The sequence below is a fragment of the Vibrio cyclitrophicus genome (assembly GCF_024347435.1).
In the GTDB taxonomy this organism is placed as follows: Bacteria; Pseudomonadota; Gammaproteobacteria; order Enterobacterales; family Vibrionaceae; genus Vibrio; species Vibrio cyclitrophicus.
In genome coordinates, this window is the sequence record NZ_AP025480.1 from 1,816,654 (window position 1) to 1,832,863 (window position 16,210).

At 42.9% G+C, this 16,210-nt stretch carries 13 protein-coding genes; 3 read left to right on the forward strand and 10 right to left on the reverse strand.

Annotation, left to right across the window (positions count from 1 at the left end; genetic code table 11):
• Positions 1-6 precede the first annotated feature (6 nt).
• The 5 genes from sbcD to OCW38_RS07895 form a co-directional block, all read right to left on the reverse strand.
• Positions 7-1,260 (reverse strand): exonuclease subunit SbcD, encoded by a 1,254-nt coding sequence (gene sbcD / locus OCW38_RS07875; protein WP_016769231.1) that lies wholly within the window; start codon positions 1,258-1,260, stop codon positions 7-9.
• A 218-nt stretch (positions 1,261-1,478) separates the two neighbouring features.
• On the reverse strand, positions 1,479-1,892 hold the full coding sequence (locus OCW38_RS07880) for a VOC family protein (protein ID WP_016769230.1): 414 nt from the start codon (positions 1,890-1,892) through the stop codon (positions 1,479-1,481).
• A 242-nt stretch (positions 1,893-2,134) separates the two neighbouring features.
• The gene (locus tag OCW38_RS07885) at positions 2,135-2,704 is read right to left on the reverse strand and encodes a porin family protein (RefSeq protein WP_010441142.1); all 570 of its coding nucleotides are present in this window, start codon (positions 2,702-2,704) and stop codon (positions 2,135-2,137) included.
• Between the two features lie 432 nt (positions 2,705-3,136).
• Positions 3,137-3,733 (reverse strand): LysE/ArgO family amino acid transporter, encoded by a 597-nt coding sequence (locus tag OCW38_RS07890; RefSeq protein WP_016769228.1) that lies wholly within the window; start codon positions 3,731-3,733, stop codon positions 3,137-3,139.
• Between the two features lie 81 nt (positions 3,734-3,814).
• Positions 3,815-4,273, reverse strand: coding sequence for a GNAT family N-acetyltransferase (locus OCW38_RS07895; RefSeq protein ID WP_010441144.1), 459 nt, complete (start codon positions 4,271-4,273; stop codon positions 3,815-3,817).
• A 635-nt stretch (positions 4,274-4,908) separates the two neighbouring features.
• Between OCW38_RS07895 and OCW38_RS07900 the strand changes: the two genes are divergently transcribed.
• Positions 4,909-5,652 carry a class I SAM-dependent DNA methyltransferase gene (locus OCW38_RS07900; RefSeq protein ID WP_010441145.1) on the forward strand — a complete coding sequence of 248 codons (744 nt, stop codon included), beginning with the start codon at positions 4,909-4,911 and terminating at the stop codon, positions 5,650-5,652.
• A 153-nt stretch (positions 5,653-5,805) separates the two neighbouring features.
• On the opposite strand, the gene OCW38_RS07905 is transcribed toward OCW38_RS07900, so the two are convergent.
• The 3 genes from OCW38_RS07905 to OCW38_RS07915 form a co-directional block, all read right to left on the reverse strand.
• On the reverse strand, positions 5,806-7,836 hold the full coding sequence (locus OCW38_RS07905; RefSeq protein WP_261893609.1) for a TonB-dependent receptor domain-containing protein: 2,031 nt from the start codon (positions 7,834-7,836) through the stop codon (positions 5,806-5,808).
• Between the two features lie 233 nt (positions 7,837-8,069).
• Positions 8,070-8,990, reverse strand: coding sequence for a LysR family transcriptional regulator (locus OCW38_RS07910; protein ID WP_016795747.1), 921 nt, complete (start codon positions 8,988-8,990; stop codon positions 8,070-8,072).
• Between the two features lie 268 nt (positions 8,991-9,258).
• The gene (locus tag OCW38_RS07915; RefSeq protein WP_261893612.1) at positions 9,259-11,451 is read right to left on the reverse strand and encodes an immunoglobulin-like domain-containing protein; all 2,193 of its coding nucleotides are present in this window, start codon (positions 11,449-11,451) and stop codon (positions 9,259-9,261) included.
• Positions 11,452-11,891: 440 nt separating this feature from the next.
• Between OCW38_RS07915 and OCW38_RS07920 the strand changes: the two genes are divergently transcribed.
• Positions 11,892-12,374, forward strand: a complete 483-nt coding sequence (locus OCW38_RS07920) for a hypothetical protein (protein WP_065100358.1) — start codon at positions 11,892-11,894, stop codon at positions 12,372-12,374.
• A 108-nt stretch (positions 12,375-12,482) separates the two neighbouring features.
• Here OCW38_RS07920 and OCW38_RS07925 read toward each other — a convergent pair whose 3' ends face one another.
• Positions 12,483-13,475 (reverse strand): hypothetical protein, encoded by a 993-nt coding sequence (locus OCW38_RS07925; RefSeq protein WP_010441154.1) that lies wholly within the window; start codon positions 13,473-13,475, stop codon positions 12,483-12,485.
• 279 nt (positions 13,476-13,754) lie between these two features.
• Here OCW38_RS07925 and OCW38_RS07930 point away from each other — a divergent pair, with 279 nt between their 5' ends.
• Positions 13,755-13,994: a PAS factor family protein gene (locus tag OCW38_RS07930; protein WP_004733935.1), complete on the forward strand. Its 240-nt coding sequence runs from the start codon at positions 13,755-13,757 to the stop codon at positions 13,992-13,994.
• A 226-nt stretch (positions 13,995-14,220) separates the two neighbouring features.
• On the opposite strand, the gene ltrA is transcribed toward OCW38_RS07930, so the two are convergent.
• Positions 14,221-15,504, reverse strand: coding sequence for a group II intron reverse transcriptase/maturase (ltrA, locus tag OCW38_RS07935; protein ID WP_140150525.1), 1,284 nt, complete (start codon positions 15,502-15,504; stop codon positions 14,221-14,223).
• Positions 15,505-16,210 lie beyond the last annotated feature (706 nt).

Below are 16,210 nucleotides of genomic sequence, written 5' to 3' on the forward strand. Positions count from 1 at the left end.
TCTTGATTACTCTTCTGTACCGTTTAAATCATCAGTTCCATGAGACACTTCGACAATTACTTGCTTGAACTTCACCGTCATTCTTTCTAAGCGCGCTTTCTCTGTATCGCTTTCAAACTCCTCGAGTGCGATACGTTTCTCAAACACATCTATTGGCGTGAGTTCCGCTAATGTCTCTGCTGATTCTTGCTCTAACGATTGGTTTCGGCGCTCTCTTGCTCTTCTTAACTGAAGTACTTCAACGTTTAAGTCTTCGGTTAAGGCACGCATGCGTTCTTGTAAATCCGATAGATAGTCTTGTGCTCGAACTTCAATCGACAACCACACGCTTTGGCCTTCTTCCAAACCAATATATTGATTCAGTTGAGATTCAATCTCGCTCAAATCACCTTTGATTTCGGCCAACAGTTGGAATGTCGGGACAGACAATTGAGAAATGGTGCGTTCGCCTTCAACAAACTCAACCACACACACTTGCTTTTGAGATTTCAATTCATCAAAACTGAGCGGGATTGGTGAGCCGCAGTAACGAATGTGTTCTCGCTTAGCAACAACTTGAGGTCGGTGAATATGTCCAAGCGCGATGTAATCGGCATTTGGAAAACCGTCGGCAGCAAAACCATCCAAATTACCAACGTATATATCACGCACCGAGTCAGATTGCTTCACACCCATTGCGGTTAAGTGCCCTGTCGCAATGATCGGCATTGTGTCGCGGTTAGCAAAAGTATCGCGTTTTTCGACTGCTGCATCGTAGACATCTTTATAATGCTGCTTAATCGCGTCGCCCAACTGTTTCTGACGCTCAACACCCGACACGCCTGCTTGGCTGGTTAAAACATCACGAGGGCGGATGAAAGGGATCGCACAAACTAGCGCTTCAACCTCGCCGCCCTTACCTTTCAGCTCGACAACCTGAGTCGCATGATCTTCATTGGTATTTGGAATCACGTCCGCGCCCATATACTTCAACAATTGCTGTGTTTCTTTAAGTACCGACACAGAATCATGGTTACCGCCCAATAGCACTAACTGGCAACCAATTTTATTCGAGTCGACAACAAACTTGTTGTACATCTCACGGGCATAACTTGGCGGTGTGCTGGTATCGAAGATGTCACCAGCCACGATAATTGCGTCGATATCGTGATCAGTAACTTGCTCTAGCAACCATTGTAAAAACCGTTCATGTTCGTTTTTGCGGCTTTTATTGTAGAAGTTTTGGCCAAGATGCCAATCTGACGTGTGAAGAATTTTCATTGCGGCTCACTGGATGTCTATAATAGCTTTAATTTATCAAAATACCGATCAACTACCAAATGGGTTAGCATTATTTTCCTTTTATAAGCTTGTGAAAAACAATAAAATTCAGGCTTTATAGGCTTTGTTTTCAACGTACCATCAATCGATACTTTTCATATGAAAAAACCGCTCAAAGTTAGAGCGGTTTTGATGTGTAAATCGAGTTAACTTAGAACTTAATGGTTGGGACGATTCAACTGTAGCAAGTCCCACTTAGTACCATACAGATCTTGGAAAACCACGACCGTTCCGTACGCTTCTTCTCGTGGCTCTTCATTAAACACAACACCTTTCGCTTTCATTAGCTCATAATCACGCCAAAAATCATTGGTCTGCAAAAACAAGAATACACGGCCGCCAGTTTGGTTGCCGATCGCTTTTTTCTGTTCCTCATTGCTCGCCTGAGCTATTAGCAAGTTAGTACCGTTCGAGTTGGGTGGCGACACCTGAACCCAACGCTTACCACCACCTAAATCAGTGTCTTCAACCAAAGTAAACTGAAGTTTCTTAGTATAAAATTCGATTGCATCGTCATAGTTTTCGACGACTAGTGCGATATTTCCAATTTGTTGTTGGATTAGTTCAGACATCTAGCATTCTCGGTTTTGTCAAAGATAAGATTCTACACATTATACCTTCTTTATGAATCTACTGAGCTACAAAAAAGCCCACGGTATCGCTTGATAACGTGGGCTCAAAACTAACGGGTCACTTTGTAAACCAATTAGTTAGTCACTCATTCAATTCACTTAACTAATCATTAAATTATCTGATGATTGAATCAACTGACGACTAAAATTTAAGCTATTTTATGACCCAAAATATGAAGCTGTTAGAAGTTGTACGAAGCACCTAAAGTAACGCTGCTGAACGCCACATCTCTGCTCGCGATTCTATTGCCATTGTTATTAAAGAGTTCGATGTTTACGGCATCTGCCTGTGAAATTAGACGCAGTGTAAGGTTCTCAACCGGGGTATATTCAACACCAACACCGAAGTGAAAACCAGCACCAGAATCGTCATCAATGTAGCTCGAACCATGAGCGTTTAGGTCAACATAGCTCAGGCCAGCCAACACGAAAGGTCGGATTGAGTTATCAAATGTGTAACCTACATTTGCAGCAACAGAAAAAGAGGTCGGCGACAACACTTTAGTACCAAATTTTTCGTAGTCAGCGTAATCCGTGTAACCAAGTTCGATACCTACAATACGGTTAAATTGGTAACCGCCGTAAAGGTTATAACCCATGCTTTCAGCATCTAAACTACCAGCCCCGTCAGTGTCTGAATCTTGGTAGACACCAAGGCCTGCACCAATGTATGGACCGCCTTCGATACCAGCAGCGTAAGTAGGAAGTGAAACCAAGCCAACTAGGCCTAATAGAAATGTTGATTTAAGCATGTAAATACCCTTTTTAGTCTGTCCTACAATAGCGCTGTCACTGTCTTTGGATGTATTCCGACACCAATCCAACTGTTGCGCTACTGTTTAAAAAAATGAAAAATAAAGCCTCCCATGAATAATAAAACAGTGTTCATTTATAAAGCGAATGGGAAACTAGCACAACATTTTAGTGCTATCAAGCGAACCTGTAGCCATATTTTATCAGTCTCAAAAGTGAGACTTCGCCCTCACCATGGTTAATATTCAGAGCGTCACTGTTCAAATAACACTCGAAAAAGGCAAAAATAAACAAATTAGAAATAAGTTAAACAGGCATGAAATGTCATGTGGAACAGAAAGTTAGAAGACGGGATGTTTAAAGACAGAAAGTTAGACAACAAAAATTAGAAGGCCGTAAACTAAACGGCCTCACAGTTCGATACGCAAGAACTAAATAACTAAAGAAACCGCAATCGACGCCATGATCATACCAATCACAAACTCCAACACTTTCCACGCTCTTGGATTCTTAAACAGCGGAGCTAAAAAGCGAGCGCCATAGCCAAGAGAGAAAAAGAACACAAATGATCCGGTGATCGCGCCCGCACCAAATAGCATGTGGTTAGGTTGATATTGTGTAGAGATCGACCCTAGCAAGACTACAGTATCCAAATAAACGTGCGGGTTCAGCCATGTAAACGCTAAACACATCGCCATCGCCTTTATTAGTGATTCCTTGGTATCTCCAACTCCCTCAAGCGCATGAGTCTCGGTGAAAGACGAACGTAAACTCAAGAACGCATACACGCCTAAAAATACTGCCCCACCGTAACGAGCAAATTGCTCGATTTGTGGAAACTGCTTCACAATCGCGCCGAAGCCTGTCACACCGAAGCTAATCAAAAGGGCATCTGAAATAGCGCAGACCAAACAAATGGCAAACACATGTTGATTCTTCAGACCTTGTTTAAGAACAAAAGCATTTTGAGAGCCGATCGCGAGGATCAACGAAAGCCCGAGAGTGAAACCAGCAAAGTAAGTCGACATTAAACTAAATCTTTAAGTTTGAATGAGTTGAAAGTAACAACGGTTTTAGCACTAATTGTTGTCTTGAAAGATCAGTTGGCATTAATTGAGCTCAATAGTCATAAATTGGCTGTGAGGATCAAGCGAATAATCCGAAAAGGGTTGGCAGTAATCAAAGCCAAACTTCTCATACAAACTACGAGCAGGTTGAAAGTACACTTCTGAACCGGTTTCTAGGCTAATACGTTGATACTGGCGGGCCGTTGCGGTTTCCAAAACGTGTTGCAATAGTTTGCTTGCGACACCGGATTTCCTTGCAAACTGACTCGTTCTCATCGATTTAAGTTCGGCGTGTTGGGTATCAAGTTCTTTGATTGCCACACAACCAAGTAACTGGTTCTCTTTCCAAGCACTGAAAAAGGTAACATCTGGCGACTTTAAACCCTTAATATCCAGTGCGTGTACACTTTCTGGTGGAGATGTCGCATACATATCCGCCAAATGCTCTTCAAGCAATGCAATCACTTCTCCACCCGACAAGTCGTCAATTTTTATTTCCATAACTGATTCATTTTCCTTAATAAATTATTAATCAACTTTCGATACCGTAAAATTACTCTATCCTAATACCTAGCGAATAACACACTGTAACGATGGAGTGTCGCTGTATTTCTCGTGTACCCTTTTTGACACATACATGACAACAAGACAAGTCTTAGCACGAGCACGACATTAGCTTTTGCTTAAAGCACCTGTTTTCAATGAAAAATAAGCAGTCAGGTCGATATGGGTATCTAACTAGATTTAACCGCCGTAATACCTTGTCGGAATTTCGATTCTTCACAAGGGCGTATGACACTTCAAAATCACCGAAGAATCGATGTCGACAATCAGAACGCTCATATCTTCGGTTACCAAGACCGAGTAAAAAGCGTTATCTAGACGCTATCAGGGTAGGCTTACAAAAGGAAAGTTGTACACTGACATCCCAACTAGTAAATGTTAGATATTGACGATTTTTAAGTTGACTAACGATACCGATGCTCACACTGTTGGTGGCATGGTCATTAAGTGCTTGGCTAGTCATCAAGAACAGTACTGAATGCACATGAATTTATCGAAGATTTGCTTGTTATTTTTAGGTTCTAGTTTACTATGCGCCACCCCAATTATTTCAGCAAATGCTGTAGGCCACTATGTCCGCCAACGCACTCTACACCGACCTATCGGGTTATTATGATTTAATGTGTGTCGATATTGACTACCAAGCGCAAAGTAACTGCGTTCGTAGGCTACATCAAATTTTCGGAAATGATGGAAAAACTCACCTAGACCTTGGTTGTGGCACCGGCCCACACGTTCGTCACTTCATTAACTATGGCTACCAAAGTAGTGGGCTTGATCTGAACAAACCAATGTTAGACATCGCTCAAGCTCGCTGCCCAGAAGCCAGCTTTTCAGTGCAGAACATGAGTAATTTTGAAGTATCTGAGCCACTAGATCTGATCACTTGTTTCTTATACTCCATCCATTACAACGATGGCATCGAGAATTTGAAAGCGTGCATTACAAGCGTTCATAAAGCGCTTAAACCTGGCGGTGTATTCTGCTTTAACGTGGTAGATAAAGATAAGATCAGCAACGATCTGTTTGTTCGACATACCACAAACCAAGCGCAAGACGATTTTACGTTCCGTTCAGGTTGGTATTACTCTGGCGAAGGTGATAAGCAAGCGCTGAAACTCAGCATTGAAAAAACGACCGCAGGTGAAACGCAAATATGGAATGATGAACACCCAATGGTGGCGTTCAACTTCAAAGCGCTGTTCGAAATATTGAAGCCCTATTTTGAGGTTCATACTTTCGAACACGATTACGACAAACTTTTGCCTTGGGATCTAATTTCAGGCAACGCGCTGATAACTTGTGTCAAAGCCTAATGGATTCCTAGCTATATAGCTTATTAGCTTACATTACCGACATTATTTAACTAAGTAATGTATGAGCATTAGATCTAAAGAACCCACACGATGTTAAGTCGTGTGGGTTCGTTATTTTATCAGGCTCTATTTATCGAGTTACAAACAGACGGATTAGAAATCAGCGGTCATACCAACATAGTAAGTACGTGGCTGTTCAACATAACCTAAGTATTCTAGTTCGTTTGATACTGATTCGTCAGTTAAATTCGAGATACCCGCACGCAGACGTACTGAATCGTTCACATTATAAACGGTACCAATATTTAGCGTCGTGTAAGCATCTTGAATTAGATCGGCTTCGATTTGGCGCTCGCCACGGTACCGCGCACTCACGAATGTGTTGAGGTCATACGTAGGATTCCAGCTCAATTTAACTAAACCTGAATGCTTGTAACGCTCAAGAAGTTCATCACCCGTAGATTTATCTTCCGTATCTAGATATGTGTAGTTACCCGATACGCCCCACTCGTCTGAAATTTGGTACTGACCCGCAATTTCAACACCTTGAATGATCGCTTCGGCTACGTTCTCGTATGTTTTTGCGCCGAGTTCACCCGTTGATGAACCATCAGGATTTTCACACTGACGAGCGCTTTCGTTCCAATCACCACCTTGTGGGCAATAACCTTCTGTTCTGTCGATCAGATCATTGATTTCGTTACGGAATAACGCAGCTTCTACATTCCAACGTGGTTGCGTGTACACGGCTGCCAACTCGTAGTTCAAACTTGTCTCAGGTTTTAGATCTTCATTACCAACCAGAGCACAGCCTCCCTTGCAACTTGATACTTGATAATCAGGTTGGTTTTGAGTCAATGATGGTGCTTTAAACGCTTTACCGACACCACCCTTAATGATTAAGTCATTGGTAGTTTGGTGAACAAGGTACACACGCGGGCTAAACTCTTCGCCGTAAAGTTCATGTTTATCTAAGCGACCACCGATCGTTGCTGTCAGTTGCTCTGTCATTAGCCATTGGTCTTGAATAAATAATGCACCTTGATACGCTTCGGACGTGCCGCTCACTAGGTTTTCTTTATTGGTCAACTCACTCAGTTGGTAATCCATACCAAACGTTAGTGTGTGACTATCGCCAAGATAAGTCGTTGCAGACGCTTCAACAATTTGAGTCAGTTCTTCGATATCGCTGCTGAAGTTGTTTCCTAAATCGGCTGCATTGTTATCCGTTACGTTCTCGCGAGAATAACGTACTTGAGTATCGCCCCAACTCCAGTAACCGCTGTGTGTAATAGCTTGGCTATGACGAACCACGTGAGTATTGGACTCAATCACTGAGCTAGAACTTTCAGCGGCAGATTCACGCTCGTCATCACTGTAACCAAAGTCGAAATCGAGAGTTTGGTTGTCTGTTGCATGCCATGTCAGGCTTGCTAACATGCTCAGCGTATCTCGGCCTTCTAATGCTGTTACATCTTCACGATCGTAACCTGAATTATGCGTACCTGAGTATGGTTGCCATGCATTACGGCTCGTTTGGTTAACAGACACTCGAGCAAATAACTCATCTTCAATCAGCGCACCTGAAGTGGTTAAGCCAACTGAGTATTCTTGTCCCCCGTTGCCATCTATAGGGGATGAGTTATCCATGCTTACTGTAGAGCTCCAGTCATTTTCTGGTGCTTTAGTAATGATGTTGATTGTACCGCCCATACCATCAGAGCCGTAAAGCGCCGACATTGGGCCACGAATAATCTCAACACGTTCAATTGAGTCAGCTGGAATAGTAGATAAGTCAAAATCGTTACCGCGGATAATCGCGCTTGCTGAACTTAGACGACGGCCATTAACCATGATAAGCGTATAATCAGAATCCATACCACGAATCGAGATCATCTGACGACCAGCACGAGTGCTGTCAAAATCAGACTCCACACTGGTTGACTCAGCAACGATGTCAGCCAAAGTAATACCGGGGCTGTCTTCTATGTCTTGGGCAGTGATAACCGACATTGAGGCTGGTGCTTTTTTCAAAGCCATTTCAGTACGAGTCGCCGTAACAACCATCTGTTCATCCGTGTCAGTCACTTTTGCTTCCGCTAACACGTTAGCCGAAAGTGACGAACAAAGAACAGCAATTGCGATCGATAAAGGTGTGCGAGTTAAAAGAGATCTCTCAGACATGATATGCATTCTTATATGTGATTGGTAATGATAATGGTTTGCATTAGACATTCACTTACCATTGTTATCAATGAAAGTTTCATACCAAAAATTGATTTTCGCTATTCAATATTCACATACATAAAAATAAGCATATTCAATATCTTTCAATAACCAAGCTCACATTTTACATACCTATTAATATCAGATTTAAAGCCATAGTAAGGTTAATAACTTGCGCTGAAAGCCGCTCGCTAAGCATAAACCTCTTTAAAGAGGTCCCTTACCCAGCGACACATTGGGTCGTTGTGAAAACGTTTATGCCAGTATAAATACACATCTTCAGATGGGTGGCGAAGTGCTTTAGGAACGCGTTTACAAATGAGGTTCCTCTGCTTTGCAGCTTGCAGTGCAAAAGGCGTAGGCAAGTGGAAGATGATGTCGGTCGCTTCCGCCATGTCAGGCGCTACGTTAAAATTCGACAACTGGATGGGAATCGAGAGCTGACGTTGCTTATCAATCAAACCGAGATCTTTAAATCGACTCTCAATTGAGAGCTTCTTGTCTCCTTGCAAAGAAATTTGACCAAGATGACTGTTGAGCAAATCATCGACCGTAATTTCTTTATCAGCCAAGGGATGGTCTTTATTCATCAATAAGCGGTAATCGCGACTGATCACGAACATTCGATACAGGTTCTGTTCTGAACTCAATGGTTCATGAGTCGACAATACAAAGTGTGCATCCCCAGACAACAAAGGGTCGAAGTGTCTTTTAGGAATAGAATCAATATCGACAATCATGTTCGGTGCTTGCTTACGTATCTCCGCGACCACTTTAGGAAGCAAGTGTGCCACTTGAGGAACAAGGCCGAAAAATCGAACCGTTGTGTCACTGTTGTGAGGTTCGAACACATCGCCATGCACCAACTTTTCTAACCGAGTCAGTACCGAATTCAAATCTTGCTTAATCGCTTCTGCTTTTGGCGTCAATTCATAGCCATATGCCGCTCTCACCAACAAGTCATCGTTAAATACCGTTCGCAGTTTTTGCAGTGAACGACTCACTGTTGGTTGGCTCATATCAAGAGCTAATGCCGTGTTAGAAACATGCTTCTCTTCTAACAGGTGTTTGAGGATGACTAATAAATTGAGGTCGACTTGTGCAAGATTCATTTTTTAAATAATTAGATCAAATAAAATTCAGTGTACGCATAGTGCATTTTCTCAATAAATAATACAATTGATAATCACTCTTATTTTGATCTAAAGCAAACATGATTTACTTGATTTGAGCTTAAAAACGACTTTAGCAATGTCTAGTCTCATTAACTTTCGGCCTTCCACATCTACCAACTGTATTAAGAACTACAGATAAAAAAAGAGAGGCAAAATGCCTCTCTTCTATCGTTGTTTGTTATCTTATCACTAACTTCTAACGAGCTTACAGCTTTGTCCAAGCATCTTGCCAGTATTGGCTGACTGCAGGGGCGTAAGCTGGGCTTGCACACCATGCAGTGTATGGCCAAGGCTTACATTCGTATAAGGCATTGTCGCTACCCATTACAATGTCACCCGCTGCGTAACTTGTACCCGCAACATATGGAGGATAATTGCCTGGAGGTGGTGTTGTGCCGCCGTTTGCCTTTACAGAGAATAAATTGTTTACCATCACTATTTCACCGTCGGCTGCCTTACCAACCGCTTCAAATGAGTATTGGCCCTCGGCTACATCATAGAGATCCATTGTAATAGTACGGCTATCAACCATGTTCACTTTCTCCTGTTCAACAACAGTACCTGCGCTATTTATCACCATTGTTGTAACATCAAGTGCTTCGCTTGAAGTCAGTGTCACCTCTAAATGTACATGGCCGTTGTCCGGTGCGTATTCAGATTGTAGGCCCGCTACTTGAAGTTCTAAGTCACCGCCTGGATCTGGATTTTCACCACCACATGAACTTTCTGAAACCTTTTTCCAAACGCCCCACTCACCTGTCGTCCCTGGCTCTTCGCCACGAGTATACCAACCCGCAGCCCACGTTGAGCCGTCATGCGAAACTTGGTCACCTTCAACATAAACGGTGTCAGTATCCCATGCCGTAGCACAGTTAGACCCATCAGTCACAGACACTTTACGTTCAGCAGTGACGGTTTGGTGAGCACTGTCTGTCACACTATATACAAGCGAGTAGCTGCCTATTTCATTCACATCGACACTGCCAGAATGTGAGATGGTACTTGTTAGATCGCCATCTTCAGCATCATTCGCCGTCACTCCTGCCATAGCATCAAACGATACGCCTAGCATGACCGTGGTATCAGATACGCCGCCAAACGTAGGCTTTTGGCTGTACACTTCAACCATTCTTGCATTAGCCGTTTCGTTATTGTCGCTGTCTTTTACACGGTAAGTCAGAACATAAGTGCCAATAACTGCTGTTTCAACATAGCCCTCTACGTCGATTGATGGCGTTAGATCACCGTCTTCTTTATCTGTTGCAGTCACACCTTCCATTGGTTCAAAGACAACACCGTGCAGAACTCGTGCATTCTCGATACCTTTCAGTACTGGTTCGCCTTCAACGGGTGGTGGCGTCACTTGACCATGAACAAACGGGCCATAATCTTTAATAAACTGTTCGCTATACTCGTGACCGTTCTTGTTGGTGCCCATGTCCCAGTTGATAGACCAGGTCATCACGCCTCGCAAAGGTTGACCTTGAGCTGTTAAGGTTTCGAACGCGGCGTATAAATCTTGAGGGTCTTTTACAAAACCCGTCGCTGCTGCGTCAATGCTTGAAGGAATACCAAACACAAGTTTGTCGTGTGGAATCTTGTCGAAACCGCGTGTTCCGTTGATAAGAGAGTCAGATATGTAGTAGATAAACTCTTCTTTTAACGCATCGTTGTTCTGAGCAATCCAACCTACACCTTCAACCCAGATACCATCGCCACCTTGATTGTAAAACTGCGGGTTAATCCAGTCGTAGTAACCTTCTAGATTATCGATGTAAGGGACATATTTGCCACCTGACGTTAAATAGGGAAACTCTGGAGCCATCGTAATTAGGAAGTTTTTATCTTCAGTGCGGTAGTGGTCTTTCACAAGCTTAAGCGCGTCTGGAATCACGGTTTGGTTGTTGGCTGCCGTCACTGCCGCTTGTTCTAAGTCGATGTCTAGGCCATCAAAACCGTAGTGTTCAGTTAGACGAATAATCTCGTCAGCAAACGCTCTTTCATCACCTGTTTTTAATTCTATGTGTGCATCCGCACCACCCAGAGCTAACAGTACAGAGCGGCCTTGTTTGTTAAGTTCAGAAATTTGATCGATAAATTGTTGTTCTGAAACCCCAATAATTGGGTCCAGTTTGAAAGTAGGAATTCGACCATCAGCCACATCGTACACTTTCATGAATGACACATTCACAATGTTGTACATTGGGTTCACTTCATCCAATGTTACGCAAGGCGCATTACCACCTTGGTAACCCGCACCATCACACCAATTGTGCCAGTAACCAACCACAACGCCCGAATCTGGATTTGTCATGTCCGATCCATTCGCATAAACAGCGCCAGACATTGCGGCCATGCCGACCGATACTGCTAATTGCAGAGCTTTACGTTTCAACATTTATCCCACTTCCTAACCAACAGTTGTGCCAATCACAACCAAACCAATTCATTTTAGTCATGAATATTTATGGATCAGTAATGGAATTTTTATAAAAATTGAGGCTTTGATTTAACTTGTGATTTTAAGTCACAGATTGAATAACAAAATCAATTTGATTTTGACTTTTCATTGGAAATATAACGCTAAAATGCTGAATTTCATGCATTTAATATTGATAGAAGAAATGGTTAAATGGACTTAATTCACATCGATAATTATTCAAAAGTTAGAATCATGGGTCAATTCAAAGTTGCATATAGACTTTTAAACATGCCGTTGTTAAGGCTTCCAAATGGCCAATGACAAGTCTCTGTCAAACATTAGTTAACCATCATACCTATCCATCAGTTTTAATAACTGTTGTGTTAACCTTTCGTCTCAAATTTCTGGAGATATGTATGGGACGAATCACCAAAAACCAACGCGAGGACAATTTCGCTTCTTACAACGCTCTTATTCTCGATATTTTCCTCAACGAGGGTTGGGATCACGTCACTTATGACCGACTAAGCAAAGAAACCGGCCTTAGAAAAAGTACCTTGCAAGGCTACTACCCAAGTAATGCCGATTTCGAAGTTGCAATCAAAGGAAAGGTATTCCCTATTATTTTGCAGCACCTTGATTTCACGTCAAAGACCCTCCTTCTTGAGTCTTGGAAGAAAGCCATGAAAGTTAATCAATTTAAAATGATCATGCGCATGTTTGTAATGCAGGCTCACAAAAAAGGTTCTGAAGGTTCAGGTCGATTAGGGGTACTTGGCCTAGCAAAATATATCTCAGATAGGTTCCCGACCGAAGACCCACTCGAAATTATCCAATTACTGTTTGGCCTTACCGTAACCGAGCTGTTAAATATAGATCGTTCTCATATGCCAACATAGAAGCTCAATTAAAGTTCCATTCGTCACACAGCACGCGTTAAAAGTTTTACCCCTTCGGTATGAAATGGAAATAAACTGGGCGTTATAAAGCCCTAATTTATTTCACCACTAGGGTTTATTTGAATAGTAACTGGTTAGAGTGTTGATAAAACGTTGCTTATCCGTTTCTGGCAGTTGATTTATTCCCGCAGCTGCTTTTCTACCACCCCCCGTATCAAAGCTCGCGCAAATTTCATCTGCACCTGTTCGATTTGATAATGGAGCACGTAAGCTTACGGTGTAAGATTTATCATCTTGATTCTTCGTTAAAACGGCTTGTGCTCGACTTGGATCTTGATTCACGATTTCATTGCCAAAGACACCACTAATGCGACGCGCCCAAGTCTCACCGGGTAGCTCAAACACTCGAGCAAATTCACTCTCATGGACAGGTGTAATGCTCATGAGTTTTTGGTGGTCATTTTTATAAGCATTGCGTAATTGGTAAAACACAGAATCTTGATCTGCTAGAAGATCAAATGGGTTGGGGTACTGGTAAAGAGCTTGGTAAAGTTCAATTGGCGTGAAATGTAAATCACTCAACGAACTGCCATATCCGTTGTAGTTAACTAAAGTCCCTAACTCCTCTAAGAAATCAATTTCAGCTTGATCCAATCCATTCTCAACAGCTAACTGAACAGCGACAGCTTTTAGGTTATCACCAAAGGCGGCAGCAATTGCCCATGCCACATGCTCACCCTTTAACTTTCGATTTATCAACAAACTAGTGCAGCATTCAGGTGCAGTATCAATCAAAGTTTCAAGATATCTAGATTTCGGCACTTCTCCCGTACGATGGTGATCGCAATAGAAAACGTCGATACTTGCGTCTAGTAGTGAATGGAGTGCGGATAGATTTTTCTCCATAGATACATCTAAGACCGTAACAGATGAACTATCACCTTGTTTACCTTGCCCCATCATCTGATTAACGACTTGAGATACCAACTTGATATCGCGCTTCACACCAGTAACGAGTACACTCTCTTTAGGCTGACTTAGGCGAAGTTGTAACAACGCGATGATGCCGTCTGCGTCTCCATTAAATACGTCGTAGTGCATTTTGTTCCTCTTCCTTTAAGCTCTAAACGTCAGTCAAATAAGCTAATAAAATCGATAATGTAGCTGCCTTTTACAGTCTGTCATCATTTTAGGTTTATTTCACAGATAGTTAAGTCTATTTTGGAATGCCTTATTCTCATCAGGTTCAAGAGATACATCTACAAACATTAGATTTTCCAAAAGCAAATATCATTTGCACTATTGTAGGACATATATCACAGCAAGCTAGGGTCAAAAGATTATAAAATAAGCGCCTCCCACTTGACGATATAGAGACGAATGAACACTACAACCACTCTTGTTTATGACACTTTGAAAAGCCTTGCTGCTCACGCTCCTGAGCAGCACGCCGAGATTCGCCAGCGTTTATATGAGCAGTTGAGCCTGCCATTTAACAAGCAGCTCTCGTTATACGCTAACGTACTTGGGCCAATTAGCTCAGGTAAATTAGCGGGATGCGACAACATTGATAAGGCGGTTGAACTAGCACTAGACGTGCTAGAAGGTCGAAATAAGTAACCCCACGACTTCCCGCTTCAATCAATCAATTACTACGATTAAACGACCCTGCTCCTCCCCCCCTATAGGGTCGTTTTTTTCTTATCTAACAACGTTCTTCCCTTTCCATTCATTTTTCGCTTTAATTTGTTTGTAATTATCTAATTATTTCAGACACATCGAGTAGGGTGAGGCGTTACCGCCTCATCCCTCTCACAGAACCGTACGTACGGACCTCGTATACGGCTCATGCACACTTCCATTCAGCATATTGGCTGAACACATACCCTGTCCTTATTGTCCCAAGATTTACCAATCCTTGGTCATTAAACCATTGATTTGGCATCGCATAGCTTGATAGTGGACTCGCTGCACTGACCCAACTTGTCATTGAGATATGCTGGAACGGCGGCTTATACCCTAACTGTTTTAACTTTCGATGTAAGCGTTGAGGCTTCTTCCAAAGTTTCAACTGGATACTACGCAGTCTTCTTCGTAGCCATCCTGCTAGTCTTGAGAACTCCCTGCTGCTATTGGTGATCCTGAAGTATTGGCTGAACCCTCTTAACACTGGGTTTAGATCTTTTATGACTTGCTCAAGTGGCTTACCGCACCCTCGCTTCGTCATTCGCTTTAACTTGCTTTTGAACACTTTCAGTTTTTTAGTTTGAATGCGGGTAAATTGACTCCCGATTTCTACACCTAAAAACTTCACGCCATCACTGCTGTGCGCTATATGTGATTTCGTCTGGTTCACTGTGAGTTTAAGCTCTCCTTCTAAGATCTTCGTCGCTTGTGCAAGGGCATTCTCTGCCCCTGCCTTGCTACGACAGAAGATGAGTATGTCATCCGCATAACGAACGATCCTATGGCCGCGCTTTCGCATTTCCTGATCGAACGCATCAAGGTAGATATTGGCTATCAAAGGACTGATAACACCACCTTGTGGACTTCCTAGCTCTGTCTCCTGCCAACTACCGTCTATCATCACCCCACTTTTTAGAAACTGTTTTATCAGCTCTAATACACTGCTATCTGTGACTCGTTTTCTGATGCTTTTGATAATCAACTCGTGGTCGAGTTTGTCAAAGCACTTCGACAAGTCCATATCTACAACGTGTTGTAACCCGTAACGCCGGATGAACATCGTGGATTTGTTGATTGCATCGTGACAGCTTCGATTCGGCCTATACCCAAAACTTGATGGGTGAAATTGCTCTTCGAAGATGGGGGTGAGGATATCGTTGAGCGCTTGTTGGACAACTCTATCCCTAACTGTTGGGATCCCGAGCAATCGCACCCCTCCGTCTTCTTTGGGTATCTCTACCCGTTTGACTGGCTGAGGTTTGTATTGCTTGGTTTTAAGTTCAGAGAGGAGTTGATCGAGGTTATCACTCAGATTTTCGGCGTAGTTGCTCAGGCTCTGCTCATCTATTCCAGCCGCGCCTTTCGCTTTCTTTACCTTTTTAAACCCTTTATACAGCCTCTCTTTGTTGAGTAGATGACCATATAAGCTGTAATAAACTCGCACTTTCTCTCCTTGGATTGTGTGCTGTGTGGGGACAGGTGTTTCATCTTCAGCGTGGGTGTTATTTCTCTCTGCTGTTCAGCCTTCTAGCTCAGTGGCAATTTACTGAAGTGAGTCAGAGTTACTCCCCTATACGGTTTCTTAGCGCAGTATCTTGCTTCCACAATCAACCAAACTAGGAATACCCCGATAGCGATTCGGTTTGGGTATCACTGAAAAAAAAAACATCTGTTCATCACAGACTTAAAGTGTACTTCCTCCCTTCGCAACACTGAGTGCTTTTGGCATTTCAGTGCTCCATCAGACTTGATGCTGCTGGTCAGCTAAGTTTTCTCCTCCACACCATTACTGGGCTTCTCTGGCTTAGCCTTACTCACTACTACGGATTCATCTGCCACCTCGCACCAACACACCTCTTAGCTTTCGCTTCGAGTTTGTGCTTCCAGACTGTCTGGATGTGGTGTCAGGCTTCCCCAGTTACTGCACTGGCTCCCTGTTAACAATGCCACCCTCAAGCACAGCATAGGTCTGACTGAGTATAGGGCTTCGCGCTATTTCGGACGCTTACCCACCTATACTGCCGAAGCAGGTTTACTTGCGTTGTGTACTGCTAACTTCCTATCGCTTCCTTCAGACCCTGCCGTTAGCCAACAACGCCCTTGCGATTCGGATTATCTTCCCCTCAGTCGGGATGATTCAGGTTTCTTTC

Bases quoted from the DNA above. Each gene is read 5' to 3' on its own strand.
- sbcD (WP_016769231.1), bottom strand. From the start codon at position 1,260: ATGAAAATTCTTCACACGTCAGATTGGCATCTTGGCCAAAACTTCTAC.
- OCW38_RS07880 (WP_016769230.1), bottom strand. From the start codon at position 1,892: ATGTCTGAACTAATCCAACAACAAATTGGAAATATCGCACTAGTCGTC.
- OCW38_RS07885 (WP_010441142.1), bottom strand. From the start codon at position 2,704: ATGCTTAAATCAACATTTCTATTAGGCCTAGTTGGCTTGGTTTCACTT.
- OCW38_RS07890 (WP_016769228.1), bottom strand. From the start codon at position 3,733: ATGTCGACTTACTTTGCTGGTTTCACTCTCGGGCTTTCGTTGATCCTC.
- OCW38_RS07895 (WP_010441144.1), bottom strand. From the start codon at position 4,273: ATGGAAATAAAAATTGACGACTTGTCGGGTGGAGAAGTGATTGCATTG.
- OCW38_RS07900 (WP_010441145.1), top strand. From the start codon at position 4,909: ATGTCCGCCAACGCACTCTACACCGACCTATCGGGTTATTATGATTTA.
- OCW38_RS07905 (WP_261893609.1), bottom strand. From the start codon at position 7,836: ATGTCTGAGAGATCTCTTTTAACTCGCACACCTTTATCGATCGCAATT.
- OCW38_RS07910 (WP_016795747.1), bottom strand. From the start codon at position 8,990: ATGAATCTTGCACAAGTCGACCTCAATTTATTAGTCATCCTCAAACAC.
- OCW38_RS07915 (WP_261893612.1), bottom strand. From the start codon at position 11,451: ATGTTGAAACGTAAAGCTCTGCAATTAGCAGTATCGGTCGGCATGGCC.
- OCW38_RS07920 (WP_065100358.1), top strand. From the start codon at position 11,892: ATGGGACGAATCACCAAAAACCAACGCGAGGACAATTTCGCTTCTTAC.
- OCW38_RS07925 (WP_010441154.1), bottom strand. From the start codon at position 13,475: ATGCACTACGACGTATTTAATGGAGACGCAGACGGCATCATCGCGTTG.
- OCW38_RS07930 (WP_004733935.1), top strand. From the start codon at position 13,755: ATGAACACTACAACCACTCTTGTTTATGACACTTTGAAAAGCCTTGCT.